The sequence below is a fragment of the Arthrobacter sp. Leaf69 genome, from assembly GCF_001422645.1.
Lineage (GTDB): Bacteria > Actinomycetota > Actinomycetes > Actinomycetales > Micrococcaceae > Arthrobacter.
In genome coordinates, this window is sequence record NZ_LMLR01000016.1 from 218,572 (window position 1) to 234,144 (window position 15,573).

17 protein-coding genes and 1 pseudogene are annotated in these 15,573 nt (G+C 67.3%); 9 read left to right on the forward strand and 9 right to left on the reverse strand.

What is annotated here, in order from left to right; genetic code table 11:
• Positions 1-32 precede the first annotated feature (32 nt).
• Positions 33-1,049 carry an asparaginase gene (locus ASE96_RS18250; RefSeq protein WP_056433782.1) on the forward strand — a complete coding sequence of 339 codons (1,017 nt, stop codon included), beginning with the start codon at positions 33-35 and terminating at the stop codon, positions 1,047-1,049.
• A gap of 2 nt (positions 1,050-1,051) precedes the next feature.
• A complete protein-coding gene (locus ASE96_RS18255; RefSeq protein WP_056433784.1) occupies positions 1,052-1,429 on the forward strand; it encodes a sterol carrier family protein in 378 nt (125 codons plus the stop codon).
• Positions 1,430-1,444: 15 nt separating this feature from the next.
• On the opposite strand, the gene ASE96_RS18260 is transcribed toward ASE96_RS18255, so the two are convergent.
• The 3 genes from ASE96_RS18260 to ASE96_RS18270 all read right to left on the reverse strand — a co-directional run bounded on the left by ASE96_RS18260 (position 1,445) and on the right by ASE96_RS18270 (position 4,496).
• Positions 1,445-2,206 carry an SDR family oxidoreductase gene (locus tag ASE96_RS18260; protein WP_056433787.1) on the reverse strand — a complete coding sequence of 254 codons (762 nt, stop codon included), beginning with the start codon at positions 2,204-2,206 and terminating at the stop codon, positions 1,445-1,447.
• Positions 2,207-2,291: 85 nt separating this feature from the next.
• On the reverse strand, positions 2,292-2,600 hold the full coding sequence (locus ASE96_RS18265) for a YegP family protein (RefSeq protein WP_056433790.1): 309 nt from the start codon (positions 2,598-2,600) through the stop codon (positions 2,292-2,294).
• Positions 2,601-2,696: 96 nt separating this feature from the next.
• Positions 2,697-4,496, reverse strand: coding sequence for a glycoside hydrolase family 15 protein (locus ASE96_RS18270; protein ID WP_056433793.1), 1,800 nt, complete (start codon positions 4,494-4,496; stop codon positions 2,697-2,699).
• A 46-nt stretch (positions 4,497-4,542) separates the two neighbouring features.
• Here ASE96_RS18270 and ASE96_RS18275 point away from each other — a divergent pair, with 46 nt between their 5' ends.
• Together ASE96_RS18275 and ASE96_RS18280 are read left to right on the forward strand one after the other, a co-directional pair.
• Positions 4,543-5,295 carry a DUF72 domain-containing protein gene (locus ASE96_RS18275; protein WP_056433796.1) on the forward strand — a complete coding sequence of 251 codons (753 nt, stop codon included), beginning with the start codon at positions 4,543-4,545 and terminating at the stop codon, positions 5,293-5,295.
• 59 nt (positions 5,296-5,354) lie between these two features.
• Complete coding sequence (locus ASE96_RS18280) at positions 5,355-6,425, forward strand: App1 family protein (protein ID WP_056433799.1); 1,071 nt, start codon at positions 5,355-5,357, stop codon at positions 6,423-6,425.
• A 16-nt stretch (positions 6,426-6,441) separates the two neighbouring features.
• Here ASE96_RS18280 and ASE96_RS18285 read toward each other — a convergent pair whose 3' ends face one another.
• The 4 genes from ASE96_RS18285 to ASE96_RS18300 all read right to left on the reverse strand — a co-directional run bounded on the left by ASE96_RS18285 (position 6,442) and on the right by ASE96_RS18300 (position 9,484).
• Entirely contained in the window at positions 6,442-7,992 is a 1,551-nt protein-coding gene (locus ASE96_RS18285) for a glycoside hydrolase family 1 protein (protein ID WP_056433802.1), read from the reverse strand.
• A gap of 122 nt (positions 7,993-8,114) precedes the next feature.
• On the reverse strand, positions 8,115-8,504 hold the full coding sequence (locus ASE96_RS18290; RefSeq protein WP_056433804.1) for a hypothetical protein: 390 nt from the start codon (positions 8,502-8,504) through the stop codon (positions 8,115-8,117).
• A gap of 84 nt (positions 8,505-8,588) precedes the next feature.
• The gene (locus ASE96_RS18295; RefSeq protein WP_056433807.1) at positions 8,589-8,942 is read right to left on the reverse strand and encodes a J domain-containing protein; all 354 of its coding nucleotides are present in this window, start codon (positions 8,940-8,942) and stop codon (positions 8,589-8,591) included.
• 116 nt (positions 8,943-9,058) lie between these two features.
• Positions 9,059-9,484 (reverse strand): Hsp20/alpha crystallin family protein, encoded by a 426-nt coding sequence (locus tag ASE96_RS18300; protein WP_056433883.1) that lies wholly within the window; start codon positions 9,482-9,484, stop codon positions 9,059-9,061.
• A gap of 152 nt (positions 9,485-9,636) precedes the next feature.
• Between ASE96_RS18300 and ASE96_RS18305 the strand changes: the two genes are divergently transcribed.
• A complete protein-coding gene (locus ASE96_RS18305) occupies positions 9,637-9,930 on the forward strand; it encodes a MerR family transcriptional regulator (protein ID WP_056433810.1) in 294 nt (97 codons plus the stop codon).
• On the opposite strand, the gene ASE96_RS18310 is transcribed toward ASE96_RS18305, so the two are convergent.
• Complete coding sequence (locus ASE96_RS18310) at positions 9,927-10,709, reverse strand: phosphatase PAP2 family protein (RefSeq protein WP_056433812.1); 783 nt, start codon at positions 10,707-10,709, stop codon at positions 9,927-9,929. The genes ASE96_RS18305 and ASE96_RS18310 overlap by 4 nt on opposite strands.
• Positions 10,710-10,830: 121 nt before the next feature.
• Between ASE96_RS18310 and ASE96_RS18315 the strand changes: the two genes are divergently transcribed.
• The 4 genes from ASE96_RS18315 (at position 10,831) to ASE96_RS18330 (ending at position 15,237) form a co-directional block, all read left to right on the forward strand.
• Positions 10,831-11,928: a hypothetical protein gene (locus ASE96_RS18315; protein ID WP_056433815.1), complete on the forward strand. Its 1,098-nt coding sequence runs from the start codon at positions 10,831-10,833 to the stop codon at positions 11,926-11,928.
• 126 nt (positions 11,929-12,054) lie between these two features.
• Complete coding sequence (locus ASE96_RS18320) at positions 12,055-13,692, forward strand: purine-cytosine permease family protein (RefSeq protein ID WP_056433886.1); 1,638 nt, start codon at positions 12,055-12,057, stop codon at positions 13,690-13,692.
• A gap of 5 nt (positions 13,693-13,697) precedes the next feature.
• Positions 13,698-14,825, forward strand: coding sequence for a cyclase family protein (locus tag ASE96_RS19335; protein ID WP_162238839.1), 1,128 nt, complete (start codon positions 13,698-13,700; stop codon positions 14,823-14,825).
• Between the two features lie 202 nt (positions 14,826-15,027).
• Positions 15,028-15,237, forward strand: coding sequence for a hypothetical protein (locus ASE96_RS18330; protein WP_056433817.1), 210 nt, complete (start codon positions 15,028-15,030; stop codon positions 15,235-15,237).
• A 141-nt stretch (positions 15,238-15,378) separates the two neighbouring features.
• On the opposite strand, the pseudogene ASE96_RS18335 reads toward ASE96_RS18330, so the two are convergent.
• A pseudogene (locus ASE96_RS18335) lies at positions 15,379-15,573 on the reverse strand (bifunctional D-altronate/D-mannonate dehydratase); the annotation flags it as partial.

Consider the following 15,573-nt stretch of genomic DNA (forward strand, 5'->3'; position numbering starts at 1 on the left):
GGTATCCCCGCCGGGCACCATAGACTTGCTGCATGCCCTTGAATTCGCATGCCACCTTCACCGTCGAGTCCGCCGTCGAACTGGCCGTCGTTGAACGCAGCGGCTTCGTGGAGTCCCGGCACATCGGCTCCGCCGTCCTCATCGCCGGGGACGGCACCGTCGTCACCGAACTGGGCGACATCACCACGCCGATCTATGCCAGGTCCACGCTGAAGCCGCTGCAGGCCCTCGCCTCCATGCAGGCCGGCGTCCCCCTGCGCGGCGCGCAGGCGGCGATCGCCTGCGGCAGCCACGTCGGCTCACTGGACCACATGGACGTCGTCGAAGGCATGCTCAAGGCCGCCGGCGTCAAGGAAGAGCAGCTCCAGTGCCCGGTGGCCTGGCCCGAGGATGAGACCGCTCGCACCTGGCTGGTCCGCACCGAGCGGGGCCAGTCCAAACTCGCTTTCAACTGCTCCGGCAAGCACGCCGCGTTCCTCTGGGCCTGCACCGAAAACGGCTGGGACACCCGCAGCTACCTCGAACCGAACCACCCCCTGCAGCAGCGCATCCGCTCAGTGATCGAGGAGTACTGCGGCGAGAGCATCGCCCACCTCGGCATCGACGGCTGCGGCGCCCCCGTGGCCGCCGTCTCCCTGACCGGGCTGGCCCGGGCCTTCTCCAAACTCGCCAAGGCCCCCGGGGACAAGAACTCCAATGCCCGCGCCGCCACGATTGCCACGTCGATGCTGGACTACCCGTGGGCAGTGCAGGGCAAGGGCGAGTGCAACACGGTAGTGATGGACGACCTCGGGATCCTCGCCAAGATCGGCGCCGAGGGCGTACTGGTGATGGCCACCCCCACCGGCGCCTCGGTCGCGATCAAGATCCTGGACGGAAACATCCGGGCCACCACGCTCGTCGGGCTGACCCTGCTGGCCGCAGCCGGCGCGGTCGAAGTCCCGGAGGTGGCCAGTGTCCTGGACAAGGTGGTCACCCCCGTACTCGGCGGCGGCCGGCCGGTGGGCAAGATCCGGCTGGGCCACGCCGTCTCGGCCCTGCTCGACTAGCCATGGCCGTAGCCCGACGCCGGATAGCCATCGATGAGGGCCGCGCGGCCCTCGCTGCATGGCAGGCGAACAGCGGCCCCGAGGCCGGCACCCCGGTCCCCCGCAACACGCTCGCGACGGCGGTCCGCTACTCCCTGGAGGAGGTCACCGCCCGCGCCCCCGGAAACTCGGTGGAGGTGCGGGTCCCGCCCTTCGGCGTGACGCAGTGCGTGGAAGGCCCGCGCCATACCCGCGGCACTCCGCCGAACGTCATTGAGTGCGACGCCGCCACCTGGCTGGCGATGGTCAGCGGGCGGCTGAGCTGGGCAGACGCCGTCGACGCCGGACGCGTGGCTGCCTCGGGGCTGCGTGCCGATCTGTCCGCCCTGCTGCCGCTCTAAGCTGTCAGCGCCCGGCTAGCCCCGTCCGATGAACGGCATCCCGGCTGCGGTGATGACGAGGGATCCGACGCTGGCCGAAGGCGGCATCCCGGCCATCAGCAGCACCGCACGGGCGGCCTCGTCCACCGGGAAAGTCGGTTCCACACGGCTGCTGCCGTCGGCCTGGACCGCGCCGGAGCCGACGCCGATCGTTTCCATCAGCTCCGTGGCCGTGTTGCCGATGTCAATCTGGCCGCAGGTGATCCCGAAGCCGCGGCCGTCGAGTTCGATGCTCTTGGTCAGCCCGGTCATGGCGTGTTTGGTGACCGTGTAGGCCACGGTCCGGGGCCGGGGCGAATGTGCGGCGATCGAGCCGTTGTTGATGATCCTCCCGCCCTGCGGCGACTGGGCCTTCATTGCCCGGACGGCGGCGGCGGCGCACAGCATGGAGCCGGTCAGGTTCACCGACACGGTGGCGTCCCAGTCGGCCAGGCTGATCTCATCCACGGAGGCGGCAGGGCCGAACACACCGGCATTGTTGAACAGCACATCCACGCGGCCCCACAGCTTGAGGGTCTCGGCAAACAGCCGTTCGACGTCGTCGGGCACTGTCACATCGCACGGAACGGCGAGCGCCTGGGCATGTCCCGCGCCGGTCTCCAGCAGCGGCGATTCCCGGCGGCCGGCCAGCACCACCCGGTAGCCGTCGGCGAGCATGAGCCGGGCTACCGCCCGTCCGATCCCCGATCCGGCGCCGGTGACTACGGCGACTCGGCCGGGCAGGTGATGTCGTGTCATCCGGCTAGCGTATGCCGAGTTCGCATTTCACGGCAGTGTTCGGCGACAACATTGCGGCGACGTGTCATCTCGCGGAGCGGACCACTCAGTGGTGGGCGCGCGCCCGCTTTCCTGCGGCCAGCGATCCTCCGGACAGCGAGGTCCCCCGGCCGGCGCCGCCGGCGGTTCTTCTGGTCACCCGGGAGAGCGGACCCACCGGCGCGGCCTGACTGCCGGCGCTGCGGTCCCGGATGAGTCCCGTTCCGGCGATTTCGCGGGCCTGGGCGATACCGGCCACGGCTGCCCGCTTCGTGGGAAAAGTGACGGAGACGGCCATCAGGCTGCCGGTTCCGTCCAGCATGCGGATCCTGTAGCCGCCGTCGGGCGCGTCCACGAGTTCAAAATAGCCAGCCATCGCACACTCCTTTATCCTCCACCCCACGTTGGGATATTAGTAAGTATACTTATCTACGGCCTGGAGGAACAACGCCAGGGACTCAAGAACCGGACTTCACCGTCCACGCCCCGGCAGCGGAGTGTCGCTGCGGTGTACGCCGTCTTCCTGCAGCTCCAGGGCGCTCTTCACGAGCGCAAAATGACTGAACGCCTGCGGGGTGTTTCCCAGCTGCCTCCCGTCCTCGATGCTCCATTCCTCGCTCATGAGACCGACGTCGTTGCGCAACGCCAGCAGCCGCTCGAACAATTCGTGCGCCTCGTGGTGCCTGCCCGCCCCCAAGAGAGCCTCGACCAGCCAGAACGAACAGGCCAGGAAAACCCCTTCCTCGCCGGGCAGGCCGTCGTCGCATTCTGCCGGGTTGTAGCGGCGCAGGAAACCGTCGCGGGTGAGCTCGCGCTGGACGGCATCAATGGTGCCGATCACGTGCGGGTGATCCGGGGGCAGGAACCCGACGCGCGGGATGAGCAGCAGGCTGGCGTCGAGCTCGGGCCTCCCGTAGGACTGGACGAAGGTGTTGCGTTCGGCATCGAATCCCCGGGACATCACCTCGGCATGGATCGTGTCCCGGAGTTCCTCCCAGCGGTCCGCCGGGCCGGGCAGGCCGAAATCCCTGACGCCCTTGACCATCCGGTCGGCGGCCACCCACGCCATGACCTTGGAATGGGTGAAATGCCGCCTCGGCCCGCGCATCTCCCAGAGCCCGTTGTCGGGCCGGTCCCAGACTGACTCCAGGTGCTCCATCAGGGCCAGCTGCACGTCCCAGGACTCGTCGGTGCTTGTCAGCAGCGAATTCCGGGTCAGGGACAGGCAGTCCAGGACCTCGCCCCAGACATCCAGCTGGAGCTGTCCGGCCGCGCCGTTCCCGATCCGGACCGGGGCGGAGTTCTCGTACCCCCGCAACCAGGGCAGCTCCACCTCGGGCAGGCGGCGCTCGCCGTGGATGCCGTACATGATCTGCAGGTCCTTGGGGTCCCCCGCTACGGCCCGCAGCAGCCAGTCGCGCCAGGAAGCGGCCTCTTCCGTGTAGCCCGCCGCGAGCAGCGCCTGCAGCGTCAGGGTGGCGTCGCGGAGCCAGCAAAAACGGTAGTCCCAGTTCCGTTGGCCGCCCAGTTCTTCCGGCAGGGAGGTGGTCACGGCCGCCACGATTCCGCCGGTAGGTGCGAACGTCAGCGCTTTCAACGTGATCAGGGAGCGCTGCACTGCGGCCCGGTGGGGCCCGGCGACAGTGCACTTGGCAGTCCACTGCCGCCAGAATTCCTCGGTGGACGCAAGGACTCGTTCCGGGTCGACCGTGCGCGGCCGGGACAGATGGCTCGGCGTCCAAGTGAGGACGAACGGCACCCGGTCCCCCGCGCTGACGGTGAAGTCGCTGATGGTCCGCAGGCGCTCGCCGCGCAGCGGCGCCTCGGTCACGAGGTACGCGGCATCCGGACCGGCGACCGCATGGATGCCGTGTTCGTCGTGCCGGACCCAAGGGACGATGTGCCCGTAGTCGAAGCGCAGGACCAGCTCACCGCGCATCCTGACCGCACCGCGGACGCCCACCACAATCCGCACGATGTCCGCCACCCCGTCGCGGGGCGGCATGAAGTCGATGATCTTGACCGCCCCGGTGGGGGTCACCCATTCGGTCTCCAGGATCAGGGTCTCCTGGCGGTAGTGCCTGCCGGTGCATTCGCCGCCGCCCTCCGGCGCGAGCAGCCAGCGCCCGGCACTGGGCGTGTCCAGCAGGGCGTTGAAGCACGCCGGTGAGTCGAACCGCGGCAGGCAGAGCCAATCGATCGAGCCTTCGGTGCTGATCAGGGCCGCAGTGTGCAGATCGCCGACCAGTGCGTAATCCTCGATGCGAGCCATGGACTTACAGTGCCACACGCGGTTCCCTTGGGACTAGGATCCGTAGATGCTGAAAAGGCACCAGGCCGGACGTGTGCACGTCGGAACCAGCGGTTGGAGCTATGACCACTGGGAGGACGTGTTCTACCCGCCCGGGCTGCCGGCGCGGGAGCGGCTGGCGTACTACGCGGCCCGATTCTCCACGGTGGAGCTCAACGCCAGCTTCTACCGCTGGCCCCGGGAGGCCGCGTTCGCCAGTTGGCGCCGGCGCCTTCCGCCCGGGTTCCTGCTGTCCGTCAAGGCCCCCCGCGGCTTGACGCACGGCAAGAAGCTCTTCGCTCCGGAGGTATGGATCGAGCGGATCTCCCGGAGCTGGCATGAACTGGGTGAGAATCGGGCGGTGCTGCTGGTCCAGCTGCCCCCGGACTTCCCCCGGGACGACAAGCGGCTGGAGTACTTCCTGGCGGCGCTTCCCGACTGGATCCGCGTCAGCGTGGAGTTGCGCCACCCCAGCTGGGACGAACCCGCGGTCTACGCGCTGCTGGAGCGGCACGGCGCCGCATACTGCATCATGAGCGGAGCGGGCCTCCCGTGCGTCCTCCGCGCCACCGCCGGGTTCGTCTACGTCCGGCTGCACGGACCGGACCGGGAGCACCTCTACGGAGGCTCCTACCCGGACGACGACCTTCGCTGGTGGGCGGACCGGATCCGCGAATGGCAGGAGGCCGGCAAGGAGGTGTTTGTGTATTTCAACAACGACGGCGGCGGCAACGCCGTCCGTAACGCCATGGGGCTGCGCCACATGCTGGGCGACACCTGAACCGTGGCACCCTCGGACGCAGACGGCTGTGGAACAGGCCCATGTGGGAGAGTTGAGGCATGGAATTGGCGTCACAGCAATCACCCGCCCAGCAACCGGCCACCGGCAACCGGGCTTTCCGCCTGGCGCACTGGGTCTCGGATACCGTCAACACTCTGCGTCTGAAAACTGCCCGCCGCTGGGACTTCGTCCCGCAGACCGTCGCATACCAGGGCTACGGCTCCACCACGTGGGTCCGGGTACTCGGCCGGGTGGTGCTGACCAGCAAGCCGAACCCCGGCAGCCGGGCGGAGCAGGCAGCGCAGAACGGCAACCAGAACATCCGCGGCTGGCGGGCGTTCACGTCCGTACCGATCCAATACTCCGAGGTGGAAATCGAGATCGGCGGCGTGACGGCCCGGGTGCAAGCGGACCGCGGCGGGCTGGTGGACACGGTGGTGCAGGTGGAGCTCACGCCGGGCTGGCACTCGGCCGTGCTGCGCGCCGAGGGGACCGAGCCTGCCACCGCGAAGATCTTCGTCATTTCCCCCGACACCAAACTTGGAATCGTCTCCGACATCGATGACACGATCATGGTCACCGCGCTCCCCCGGCCGTTCCTCGCCCTGTGGAATACCTTTGTGCTCAACGAGCGGGCCCGGATGGCGACGCCGGGGATGGCCGTGCTGATGGATCGGCTGATGGTGGAGTACCCGGAGGCGCCGGTGATTTACCTGTCCACCGGGCCGTGGAACGCAGCCCCCACCCTGGGCCGCTTCATCACCCGGAACATGTACCCCTCGGGCGCCCTGCTCCTCACGGACTGGGGCCTCACCCAGGACCGCTGGTTCCGCAGCGGCCAGGAGCACAAGCGCCGCAACCTGGAACTGCTCGCCGAGGAGTTTCCGAACATGCGCTGGCTGCTCTTCGGGGACAACGGGCAGCACGACGAGGCAATCTACTCACACTTCGCCCAGCAGCACGGCGACCTGGTGGCCGCCATCGGCATCCGCCAGCTCTCCGCCAGCGAATCCGTCCTGGCCGGCGGCCACTCGGAGACCGGCGACCATACCGGCTCCCAGGTCCCGTGGATCTACTCCCCGGACGGCGCAGGCATGGCGAAGAGTCTGCAGGACCTGGACCTGCTCTAACCTGCCCCGGCTGGACTCAGCCCACAGGGTGGGGGCGTTCGACGTCGGAAGCCCCCACCGCGGCGGCGGCAGACTGGACGCCGGCTTCCGGCGCCGTGGCGGCGACAGGGGCCTCCGGGGCGGCACTCCGGTGCCGCGCCTTGAGGACTTCCCGGAGCCAGTAGAACGAGGCTTTCCTCGTGCGCTCCTGGGTTTCCCGGTCCACGTGCAGCAGCCCGAACTGCTGCCTGTAGCCGGCCGACCATTCGAAGTTGTCCATCAGTGACCACACGTAGTAGCCGCGCAGGTCGACGGACGCTGCCGCGCCTCCGGGTGACGTCGCCTCAAGGGCGGTGGCAATGTGGTCCGCCAGGTAGCGCACCCGTCGCTCGTCCGGGATGATGAGCCCGCCGTCGGGGTCCTGGATCTCAAGGTCCTCGAAGCTCGCCCCGCCCTCGGTGATATAGACCGGCGGAAGGTCAGGGTATCGCTCGGCCATTTCCGCGAGCGCGACGGCCATGTACTCCGGTTTGATGGGCCAGCCGTACGCGGTGGTCTCGGTGTCAGGGAAGGACGCAATGTGGAACGGTGAGCCGAGCGTGGTGCCGCTCAGGTCGTCGCCCATCGCCTCCGCCATCCCCTTGGGCACGGCGCCGTCCCCCGGACCGGAGGCCACGCGGGTCGGCATGTAGTAGTTGAGCCCGTAGAAGTCCAGCGGCTGCGAGATCAGCTCCATGTCCTCGCTGGACGGGCTGAACGAGGAGAAGAAGGTGGCGGCCCGGATGGTGTCCGGGTACTTGCCAAGCAGCACGGGGTCCGCATAGAGCCGGTTCTGGGCCATGTCCATCAGGCCGGCGCTGAGCTTGTCCAGCGGGTTGACCGAAGCGGGCACCATTGGTGAATAGACATTGGTGATCCCGATTTCGCCGGGCACGTTGGCGGCCCGGAGTGCCTGCAGCGACAGCCCGTGGCCCAAGAGCTGGTGGTGGACGCTGGGCAGGGCTTTGAGCATGAGCGCTTCGCCCGGCGCGTGCATCCCCAGCATGTAGCCGTTGGTGCTGACCGTGGCGGGCTCGTTCACGGTCACCCAGCGGGTGACCCGGTCTCCGTACGCGGCCGCCGCGATCGCGGCGAACTCTCCCAGCCGGTAGGCCGTGTCCCGGTTCATCCAGCCGCCCGCTTCATCCAGCTCCAGCGGCGTGTCCCAGTGATACAGCGTGGCCATCGGTGCGATCCCGTTGGCCAGCAGCAGGTCGATCAGCCGGTCATAAAAATCAAGGCCCGCGGGGTTGACCGGGCCGCTGCCGCCGGGCTGGATGCGTGACCAGGACAGGGAAAAACGGTAGGAATCAACTCCGAGTTCCTTCATCAGGGCCACGTCCTCGGGCATCCGGTGGTAGTGGTCGCACGCTACGGCGGGGCTGTGGTCCCCTACGATCGCACCGGGCCTGGCGGCGAAGTGGTCCCAGCCCGAGGGGCCGCGGCCGTCCTCGTCCAGGGCGCCTTCGATCTGGAAGGCGGCGGTGGCCACGCCCAGCGTGAAGCGCGGCGGCAGCAGCGCGGCCACGTCCTTGGCGGATGCTTTCATCAGTGGATTCCCCTATGTAGTTTCCGGCAGTGGACTGATTTTAGGCCGTGGCGCACCCCCGCGCCACGACCGACGCCCGCGGGCCGGTCCGGGTCCCTGACCGCGCAAGCATTCACCGCGCCTCAGTACGACGCGGCCTCAGGCCCGAACAGGAATTCCTTGGCGTGCGCTACGGCCTTCTTGAAAGCGTCGTTCCGCAACGAGTGAAGCTGTTCGGTCTCGTCAGCGGTAGGTTCCAGGTAACTCGTGTAGCCCGGCCGCAGCACCCAGATGTCCCCGCCCGGAGGCAGGTAGAAGACGCCGAAGGAACGGTGCTGGCTGTCATCGATTGTCCAGATGGGAACCACCGCGAGGGCGGCCCCGGTGTCGACATTGATCCACTGCGCCCGCGGAAGCGGCGCTTCGTGGGCTTCCGGGTCCAGGAACGGCGCGGTGCCTTGGCCCCACCGGGCCTCGAAGCGCTCGTGGAAGACCGGCATAAGATGCGAATCGTAGCGGCGCCATGCGCTCATGGCCGCCCTCCTTCTGTGGTCCTTCTGAAGTGTGTTTTCGGCCGTCGTTTCATGGCTGGTGCTGCGCCCGGCCATGGCCCGAGGTCACGACGGCCCCCGTTCCCAGCGCACCGGGGTGGCCCGGAACAGCGGCTGGGCATCCCTGTGCAGCCTCACCGGAACGTTCCGGCTCCCGGCAACGGCACCGCCGGGGCCAGGAACGCCGCCGTCGGGGTCGTATTCCGCCCGGGATTTCGGGTCCCGCAGCACTGCGAAAGCCTCCAGGATGCGCCGCGCCTCGTCGCCGTCGTGCACGTCACCCTGGCCACCTCCGGCGGACAGTCCGACGTCGGGATGGCGGAGGCGCATCAGCGCCCGGAAAGCATGCCGGATCTGGGCGGCCGTCGCATCCGGCGGTACGCGCAGTGCAGCGTAGTAGTCACGGGGATCTCGGTTCATGCCATTCACCGCCCTCTGGACGGACCGGTGTACGGACCGGGCGGGAACCAGGCGCCGCTGGCGCCGGCTGGTTCCCGCCCTCATCGGTGAACTAGCGGGGTCCGTCCGCCGCCCAGCTACGTCCCGATCTCCTGCATCTTGTCCTGCGTGTGCGTGATTTCAATCTTCCGCGGCTTGGCCCGTTCCAGCACCGGAATGCGGAGGGTCAGCACACCGTCGGCGTACTGCGCCCTGACCTTCTCGGTGTCCAGGGTGTCGCCAAGGATGAGCTGGCGGCTGAAGACGCCGCGCGGCCGCTCCGCGGCAATCAGTTCAACATTGGGGGGCGTCGGATCCCGCCGTTCAGCCCGGACGGTCAGGACATTGCGCTCGATATCGAGGTCCACCGAGTCAACGTTGACGCCGGGAAGATCGAATGCGACGACGAACTCGTCGTCTTCCTGCCACGCGTCCATAGGCATGGCCGCCGGCCGTGCCGTCGTTCCAAAGACCTGCTGCGTCAGCCGGTCCAGTTCACGGAACGGGTCCGTACGCATCAACATCATTTCCCACTCCTTTATGCGAGATAAGTGTGCCATTTTCCTGTATCCAAACCACCCGATTATCTGTAGTGGTGGATATAGATTTTTTATAGCACCAGTGCGAAACTGATGCAAGAGGGAAACCGAACATCGAATATCTGCGAAGGAGCGCCATGACCGAACGTGGTGAGGAGCTGGGCGTTTACGCGATCTCCGTGGTGGCCCAATTGGTCGGGACCGGGCAGCAGAACATCAGGCTCTACGAGCGGAAGGGCCTGTTGACGCCGGACCGCACCGCCGGCGGAACGCGGCAGTACAGCAACGCGGACCTGGCCGTGCTGCAGCGAATCGGCGAACTGCTGGAGGAGGGGCTGAATCTTGCCGGGGTGGCCAAGGTGCTGGAGCTGGAAGCCGTCAATGCCCGGCTGCAGGGCGAGCTGAGTCGGCTACGGTCACGCCGGACCTAGGTCTGGCTGGTATCGGCCTTGGAGAGTGTTCCGGTGATCTCCTCGCCGCGGACCCGGGCGGTCCGCCAGGTGTCCAGGGCGATCACGCCGCCCAGGATCACGAACGAGATGGACAGTGAGGCCAGCGCATCGGTCAGCCAGTGGTAGCCCAGGTACAGCCGGCTTACCGCGGCGAAGAAGATCCCGACGCCGGCCAGCAGGAAGCCTGCGACGGCGGCCATGCGGTTGTGCCGGCGGGAGAAAATCAGGAAGGTGCTGACCAGCAGGAAGTCGCAGGCGCCGAGGACGTGGCCGGACGGGAAGGAAAAGGTGAAGTCGGCGCCGAAGAGCATTAGGTCCACGGGCGGGCGCTGGCGGTCAATGGTGCGCCCGATGATCTGGGCCAGGATCACCCCGGTGAGCATGGCGCCGGCCAGGAGCATCGGCCGCCAGGCGTGCTTGGCCAGCAACCCCCAGGCGACCGTCACCACCAGGATGATGATCGGCAGTGCCACGGGTCCGAAAACGACCGCGAGAAAGATCATGATGGTCGTCAGCGGTTCGGAACGGAGAGTAAGGAGCCAGGAGCGGACCGGTTCGTCGCCGGCGGTCAGGCCGCCCTGCTGAAGGACACCGGCGAGGATCGAGAGGAACAGGACGACGCCAAGAATCACCAGGCCGACGGCGATCCGGTACAGGTTCTTCCGGTCCCGGACCTCCATGTAGCGTTCCTCCACCACGAACTTGTCGTGGAATACGCGCCACCGGCCGGGCGATTTCCCGGTAGTTTCCTTAGCCATTTCCGCATCCGCCTCTACGCCGTGTCTGGACATTTCCTTTGTGAAGAATATCCCGGTTCGGCAGCAGCGGGGGCGCAAGGCCCCGCTGCTGCCGCGCAGCGCTCCCCGGTAGCCTGATGCCATGGGCGTCATGAATGAACTGATCAACGCGGGCACCGTCCGCTCGCTGGAGCGGATCCTCGGTGCTGCCTCGCCGGGACGCACATTCCCGGGCCTCGCCGGAACGGGCGGGCACCTCGATCCACTGAGCCTGCGGGGGCGCACCGACCTCCTGAGCCGCGCCCTGTTGGCTGACCTGCCGGAAGATTACGCCGGCACGGCGGCTATCTTCCGCCGGGCGCTGGAGGATCCGGATTTCACCGGCTGGATGATCTGGCCCGTGACCGAGGCGGCGGTGACCCTCGCCCTGACGCGCGCGGACCCCGGCGATTTCGAGGACTGCCTGGCGCTCCTCGCCGAGCTGACGCCGCGGCTCACCGGGGAATTCGCGATCCGGCGGCTCCTCGCGGCCGATCTTGACCGGGCCCTGGCCGTCATCCAGGACTGGACCTCCCATCCGGACTGGCACGTCCGCCGGCTCGCGAGCGAGGGCACCCGGGCCTACCTGCCGTGGGCGATCCGCGTCCCGGAGATCACGGACAGGCCCGCCGCCACCCTGCCGATCCTCGACGCCCTGTACCGGGACCCGGTCGAAGATGTCCGGCGCTCGGTGGCCAACCACCTCAACGACCTGGCCCGCCACGCCCCTGACGAAGTGGTTGCCACGGCGGCCAGATGGATGGCCGAGCCCGACGGGAACACGTCCAAGGTGGTCCGGCACGGGTTGCGTACCCTGCTTAAGAAGGCCCACCCCGGCGCGCTGGAACTGCTGGGATTCCCGCCTGCTTCGCTCGCCGTGACGGCACCGCAGCTGGACCGCGCCGTCGTCGAGCTTCCCGGGGAGCTCGCCTTCACGTTTGCGGTGTCCAATACCGGACCGGCGGAGGCGCGGCTCGCCGTCGACTACGTGGTGCACTACGCCAAGGCCAACGGCACCCGCGCGGAGAAGGTGTTCAAGCTGGGAACGGCCGTGTTGGCCCCGGGCGAGTCACGGACCTTTTCAAAGCGCCACGCGTTCCGCCAAATGACCACGCGCGTCCACCACCCCGGCGGCCATACCCTGCAGCTGCAGGTCAACGGGGTCCGTTATCCCGCGGAAGAATTCACCGTCCTCACCTAAGAGGCGCCACCGATGGCGCAACGCCTGCCGCCCTTGCTGTGAGCCGCTTCACAATGTAGCCTTCCAATCAACTTGTGATGCTTATTAAGCAACTCACCCTGGATGATGAGCTGGATGGAGAACACCATGTCCGACGCACGGCGCGGCCTTGCCGCCCCCGATACACGGAACCGAGGCAAGGTCACCGAGGTGGAGACCTACGGCATCGAGCGGATCCCCGAGAAGGACCGGAACGCCAGCCCCTTCGATCTCTTCAGGGTCTCATTCGGAGGCGCCAACACCTTCGCGACGGCGTTCCTGGGTGCTTTCCCCATCCTCTTCGGGCTCTCCTTCTGGCAAGGCCTCGCCGCGACGGTCACAGGGCTGGTGGTCGGCGCCCTCCTGCTGGCCCCGATGGCTGTGTTCGGCCCTACGAACGGGACCAACAACGCAGTGTCCTCCTCCGCGCACCTGGGCGTGCACGGCCGGGTTGTGGGGTCGTTCCTGTCGCTGCTGACAGCCACGGCGTTCTTCTCCATCTCCGTCTGGAGTTCCGGCGATGCCTTGGTCGGCGGCCTGAACCGGCTGGTGGGTCTGCCGCAGGAGATGGGTTCGTTTGCCCTCGCCTACGGCGTCTTCGGAGTTTTGGTGCTCGCCGTCTGTGTTTACGGATTCAAGTTCATGCTGCTGGTGAACAAAATTGCCGTCACCGCAGCCACGCTGCTCTTTATCGTTGGCTTCGTTGCCTTCGCCGGTGACCTCAACCTGAATTTCGAGGGCGCTTTCGGGACCGGATTTGACGGAGTGGGCATCGCCGGATTCATCCCGGCTTTCATCGGCGCCGCACTAATCGTGATGTCCAACCCGATCTCATTCGGCGCGTTCCTGGGCGACTGGGCACGTTACATCCCCACCAGCACTCCCAAGCGCCGGGTCATGGGTGCCGCGCTCCTCGCCCAGCTGGCCACGCTGGTTCCGTTTGTCTTCGGGCTCGCGACGGCCTCCATTATCGCCACGAAGGCGCCGGAGTTCATGGATCCTGCGGCTCCCAACTACGTCGGCGGCCTGCTGGCAGTTTCCCCGGCCTGGTACTTCGTGCCGCTCTGTGCCATCGCCCTCATCGGTGGAATGTCCACGGGCGCGACCTCCCTCTATGGCACCGGCCTGGACTTCAGCAGCGTCTTCCCGCGCTTCAACCGCGTGCAGGCCACCCTGTTCATCGGTGTCCTGGCCATCGCCTTCATTTTCGTCGGCCGCTTCGCCTTCAACCTGGTGCAAAGCATCTCCACCTTCGCCACGTTGATCGTCACGTGCACTGCACCTTGGATGGTGGTTATGATCATCGGTTTCATCACCCGTCGGGGCTGGTACGACGCCGATGCCCTCCAGGTCTTCAACCGTCGCCAGACCGGAGGCCGGTACTGGTTCAACCACGGCTGGAACCCCCGCGGGATGGTCGCGTGGCTGGTCAGCGCCGTAGCCGGCCTGAGCATGGTCAACATGCCCGGCCAGTTCCAGGGACCCCTCGGAAATCTGGCCGGGGGCGTTGACATCAGCCTGCCGGCATCGCTGGTGCTGGCCGCCGTACTCTACCTGGGCCTGCTGTGGGCCTTCCCTGAGCCGCGCGAAGTGTTCCCGGCCGCCGGGCCGCGCTGGATCCCCTCGAAGAACACCGCTGTGCCGCCCGTCCGCGACGCGGCAGGCAACATTGTGCCGGTGGGCGGCACCGGCACGGACCTGCAGCGTCAGGTCGAGCGCGACGCGGAACTGGCGGCAAGGCCGTGACCTGGATGGATCTCAGTGTTCCGCTGGTCACCGGCATGCCCGTCTACCCCGGGGACCCCGAAGTCCGGGTCGAATCAGCCCTGACCGTGGCCGGAGAAGGCGCCAACGTGCTCTCGCTCGCCATCGGCACCCACTCCGGCACCCACGCCGACGCGCCGCTGCACGTCAGTGACAGCTGGGCGTCCCTGGACAAACTTCCCCTGGAGCTGTTCAGCGGGACCGCCGAGCTGGTGGATCTCCGCGGCGTGGAATACGGGCGTCCCATCACCGCCGCTCATCTCTCGGGGATTGCCCCGGCCGCTGCTGCCTCAGCGGGCCCCGGCCACCCGGCAAGGCTCCTCCTGCTGCGGACCGGGTTCGCTGAGGCATGGGGAACGGAAGGCTACCTGAAACACCCGTGGCTCGACGCCGAAGCGGCGCAGCTGATCGTTGACCGCGGCTACCGCGCCGTGGGCCTCGACGCCTTGAGCGTGGATCCCACCCCCCATGCCGGAGCGGTCGTATCCGCGGCCGCCCACGATTTCCCGGCGCACGACATCCTGGCCGGAAACGGCTGCATCATCGTGGAGAACCTCACGGGCCTCGAGCAGGTTCACGAGGCCCTGGAGTCGGGCTCCGGGGTCGAGGTTTTCCTCTTTCCGCTGAGTATCCCCGGCGCCGACGGTGCACCCATCCGGGCAGTGGCACGGACGCTGGCGGCAGCAGAGCCCACGGCTTCGGCCAGGCCCGTTGACCACGACCTCAGCCTCAGGGAGGTCCAAGACGCTGCGGACCGTCTGATCGCAGCGTTCGCGGCCTGCGACACTGAATCCTACTTCGCTACCTTTAGCCCGGACGCTACCTTCATCTTTCACCCGGAAGCGGAGAGCCCCGCGTCAAGGTCCGACTACCGCGCCCTCTGGGACGGCTGGCTGGCATCAGGCTGGCAGGTGCTGGAGTGCAGCAGCCAGGATCAGCGCATTCAGCTGCTCGGGCCAACCGCGGTGTTTTCCCATCGTGTGGTCACGACGGCCCGGACAGACGCGGACGGAGGACGCCACACGAGCGACGAACGCGAGACAATCGTCTTCAGCCGCAGCGGGGACGGCAGGGTCTGGTGCGTGCATGAACACCTTTCGCTCTTCCCCGGCTGATCCGGGGTGAGCATCCTCACGACCGGGACGGCGGCGGCGGTGGAACTGCAGGTCAGCGCCACGTGGTCGGCGCCGGTCGAATCTTCGGCTCCGACAGGCTCCGAGGAGAGCCCGCGTGGTGATTTGACTGGCCGATAAATATGACGTTATTGTCGCTTCAATTATTGGGGCCAACGAGTAACTCCCAAGAAAGAACAGAGCGATGACCACAATAACCGAGTGCATTGAAATCCAAGTCGACAGCCGCCAGGTCCTGGACGAACGGCTCGACGACGCCGTTCGCGGACTCCAGCAGATCGCCATGGCAACAGGGACGCACGGCATCCTGATCACCCGGCACAAGCCCGGCCACTACACGGCCGCGCTGTCCGATCAGGTCCCCTTCGGCATGACCAGGGAACTCATTCACTAACCCCGAGTTTGCCTGGGGAGCATACTCAGGCGCACAAAGCCAGGTCCCGGGCGGCTGAGCCTCGACTCCCGCCCGGGACCTTCTTTGCGCCCGGCACTAATTCCTGGCTACCGGTGCAGCCGTGTCAGCAGTGGTGCCCGGTTACCAGTCGTGAACGGTTCCGTCGACGAGGCGGTTGTAGGGCAGGTAGGCCTGCTGGTACGGGAACGCGGCGGCGGCCTCTTCGTTGAACTCGACACCGATGCCGGGCTTGTCGCCCGGGTGCAGGTACCCGTCCACGAACGTCATGGACTGCTCGAAGACCTCGTTGGTCTTGTCCGAGTGCTGCATGTATTC

What these genes read in the sequence shown, in the direction of transcription:
- ASE96_RS18250 (WP_056433782.1), top strand. Translation starts at nt 33, where the DNA reads ATGCCCTTGAATTCGCATGCCACCTTCACCGTCGAGTCCGCCGTCGAA.
- ASE96_RS18255 (WP_056433784.1), top strand. Translation starts at nt 1,052, where the DNA reads ATGGCCGTAGCCCGACGCCGGATAGCCATCGATGAGGGCCGCGCGGCC.
- ASE96_RS18260 (WP_056433787.1), bottom strand. Translation starts at nt 2,206, where the DNA reads ATGACACGACATCACCTGCCCGGCCGAGTCGCCGTAGTCACCGGCGCC.
- ASE96_RS18265 (WP_056433790.1), bottom strand. Translation starts at nt 2,600, where the DNA reads ATGGCTGGCTATTTTGAACTCGTGGACGCGCCCGACGGCGGCTACAGG.
- ASE96_RS18270 (WP_056433793.1), bottom strand. Translation starts at nt 4,496, where the DNA reads ATGGCTCGCATCGAGGATTACGCACTGGTCGGCGATCTGCACACTGCG.
- ASE96_RS18275 (WP_056433796.1), top strand. Translation starts at nt 4,543, where the DNA reads ATGCTGAAAAGGCACCAGGCCGGACGTGTGCACGTCGGAACCAGCGGT.
- ASE96_RS18280 (WP_056433799.1), top strand. Translation starts at nt 5,355, where the DNA reads ATGGAATTGGCGTCACAGCAATCACCCGCCCAGCAACCGGCCACCGGC.
- ASE96_RS18285 (WP_056433802.1), bottom strand. Translation starts at nt 7,992, where the DNA reads ATGAAAGCATCCGCCAAGGACGTGGCCGCGCTGCTGCCGCCGCGCTTC.
- ASE96_RS18290 (WP_056433804.1), bottom strand. Translation starts at nt 8,504, where the DNA reads ATGAGCGCATGGCGCCGCTACGATTCGCATCTTATGCCGGTCTTCCAC.
- ASE96_RS18295 (WP_056433807.1), bottom strand. Translation starts at nt 8,942, where the DNA reads ATGAACCGAGATCCCCGTGACTACTACGCTGCACTGCGCGTACCGCCG.
- ASE96_RS18300 (WP_056433883.1), bottom strand. Translation starts at nt 9,484, where the DNA reads ATGTTGATGCGTACGGACCCGTTCCGTGAACTGGACCGGCTGACGCAG.
- ASE96_RS18305 (WP_056433810.1), top strand. Translation starts at nt 9,637, where the DNA reads ATGACCGAACGTGGTGAGGAGCTGGGCGTTTACGCGATCTCCGTGGTG.
- ASE96_RS18310 (WP_056433812.1), bottom strand. Translation starts at nt 10,709, where the DNA reads ATGGCTAAGGAAACTACCGGGAAATCGCCCGGCCGGTGGCGCGTATTC.
- ASE96_RS18315 (WP_056433815.1), top strand. Translation starts at nt 10,831, where the DNA reads ATGGGCGTCATGAATGAACTGATCAACGCGGGCACCGTCCGCTCGCTG.
- ASE96_RS18320 (WP_056433886.1), top strand. Translation starts at nt 12,055, where the DNA reads ATGTCCGACGCACGGCGCGGCCTTGCCGCCCCCGATACACGGAACCGA.
- ASE96_RS19335 (WP_162238839.1), top strand. Translation starts at nt 13,698, where the DNA reads ATGGATCTCAGTGTTCCGCTGGTCACCGGCATGCCCGTCTACCCCGGG.
- ASE96_RS18330 (WP_056433817.1), top strand. Translation starts at nt 15,028, where the DNA reads ATGACCACAATAACCGAGTGCATTGAAATCCAAGTCGACAGCCGCCAG.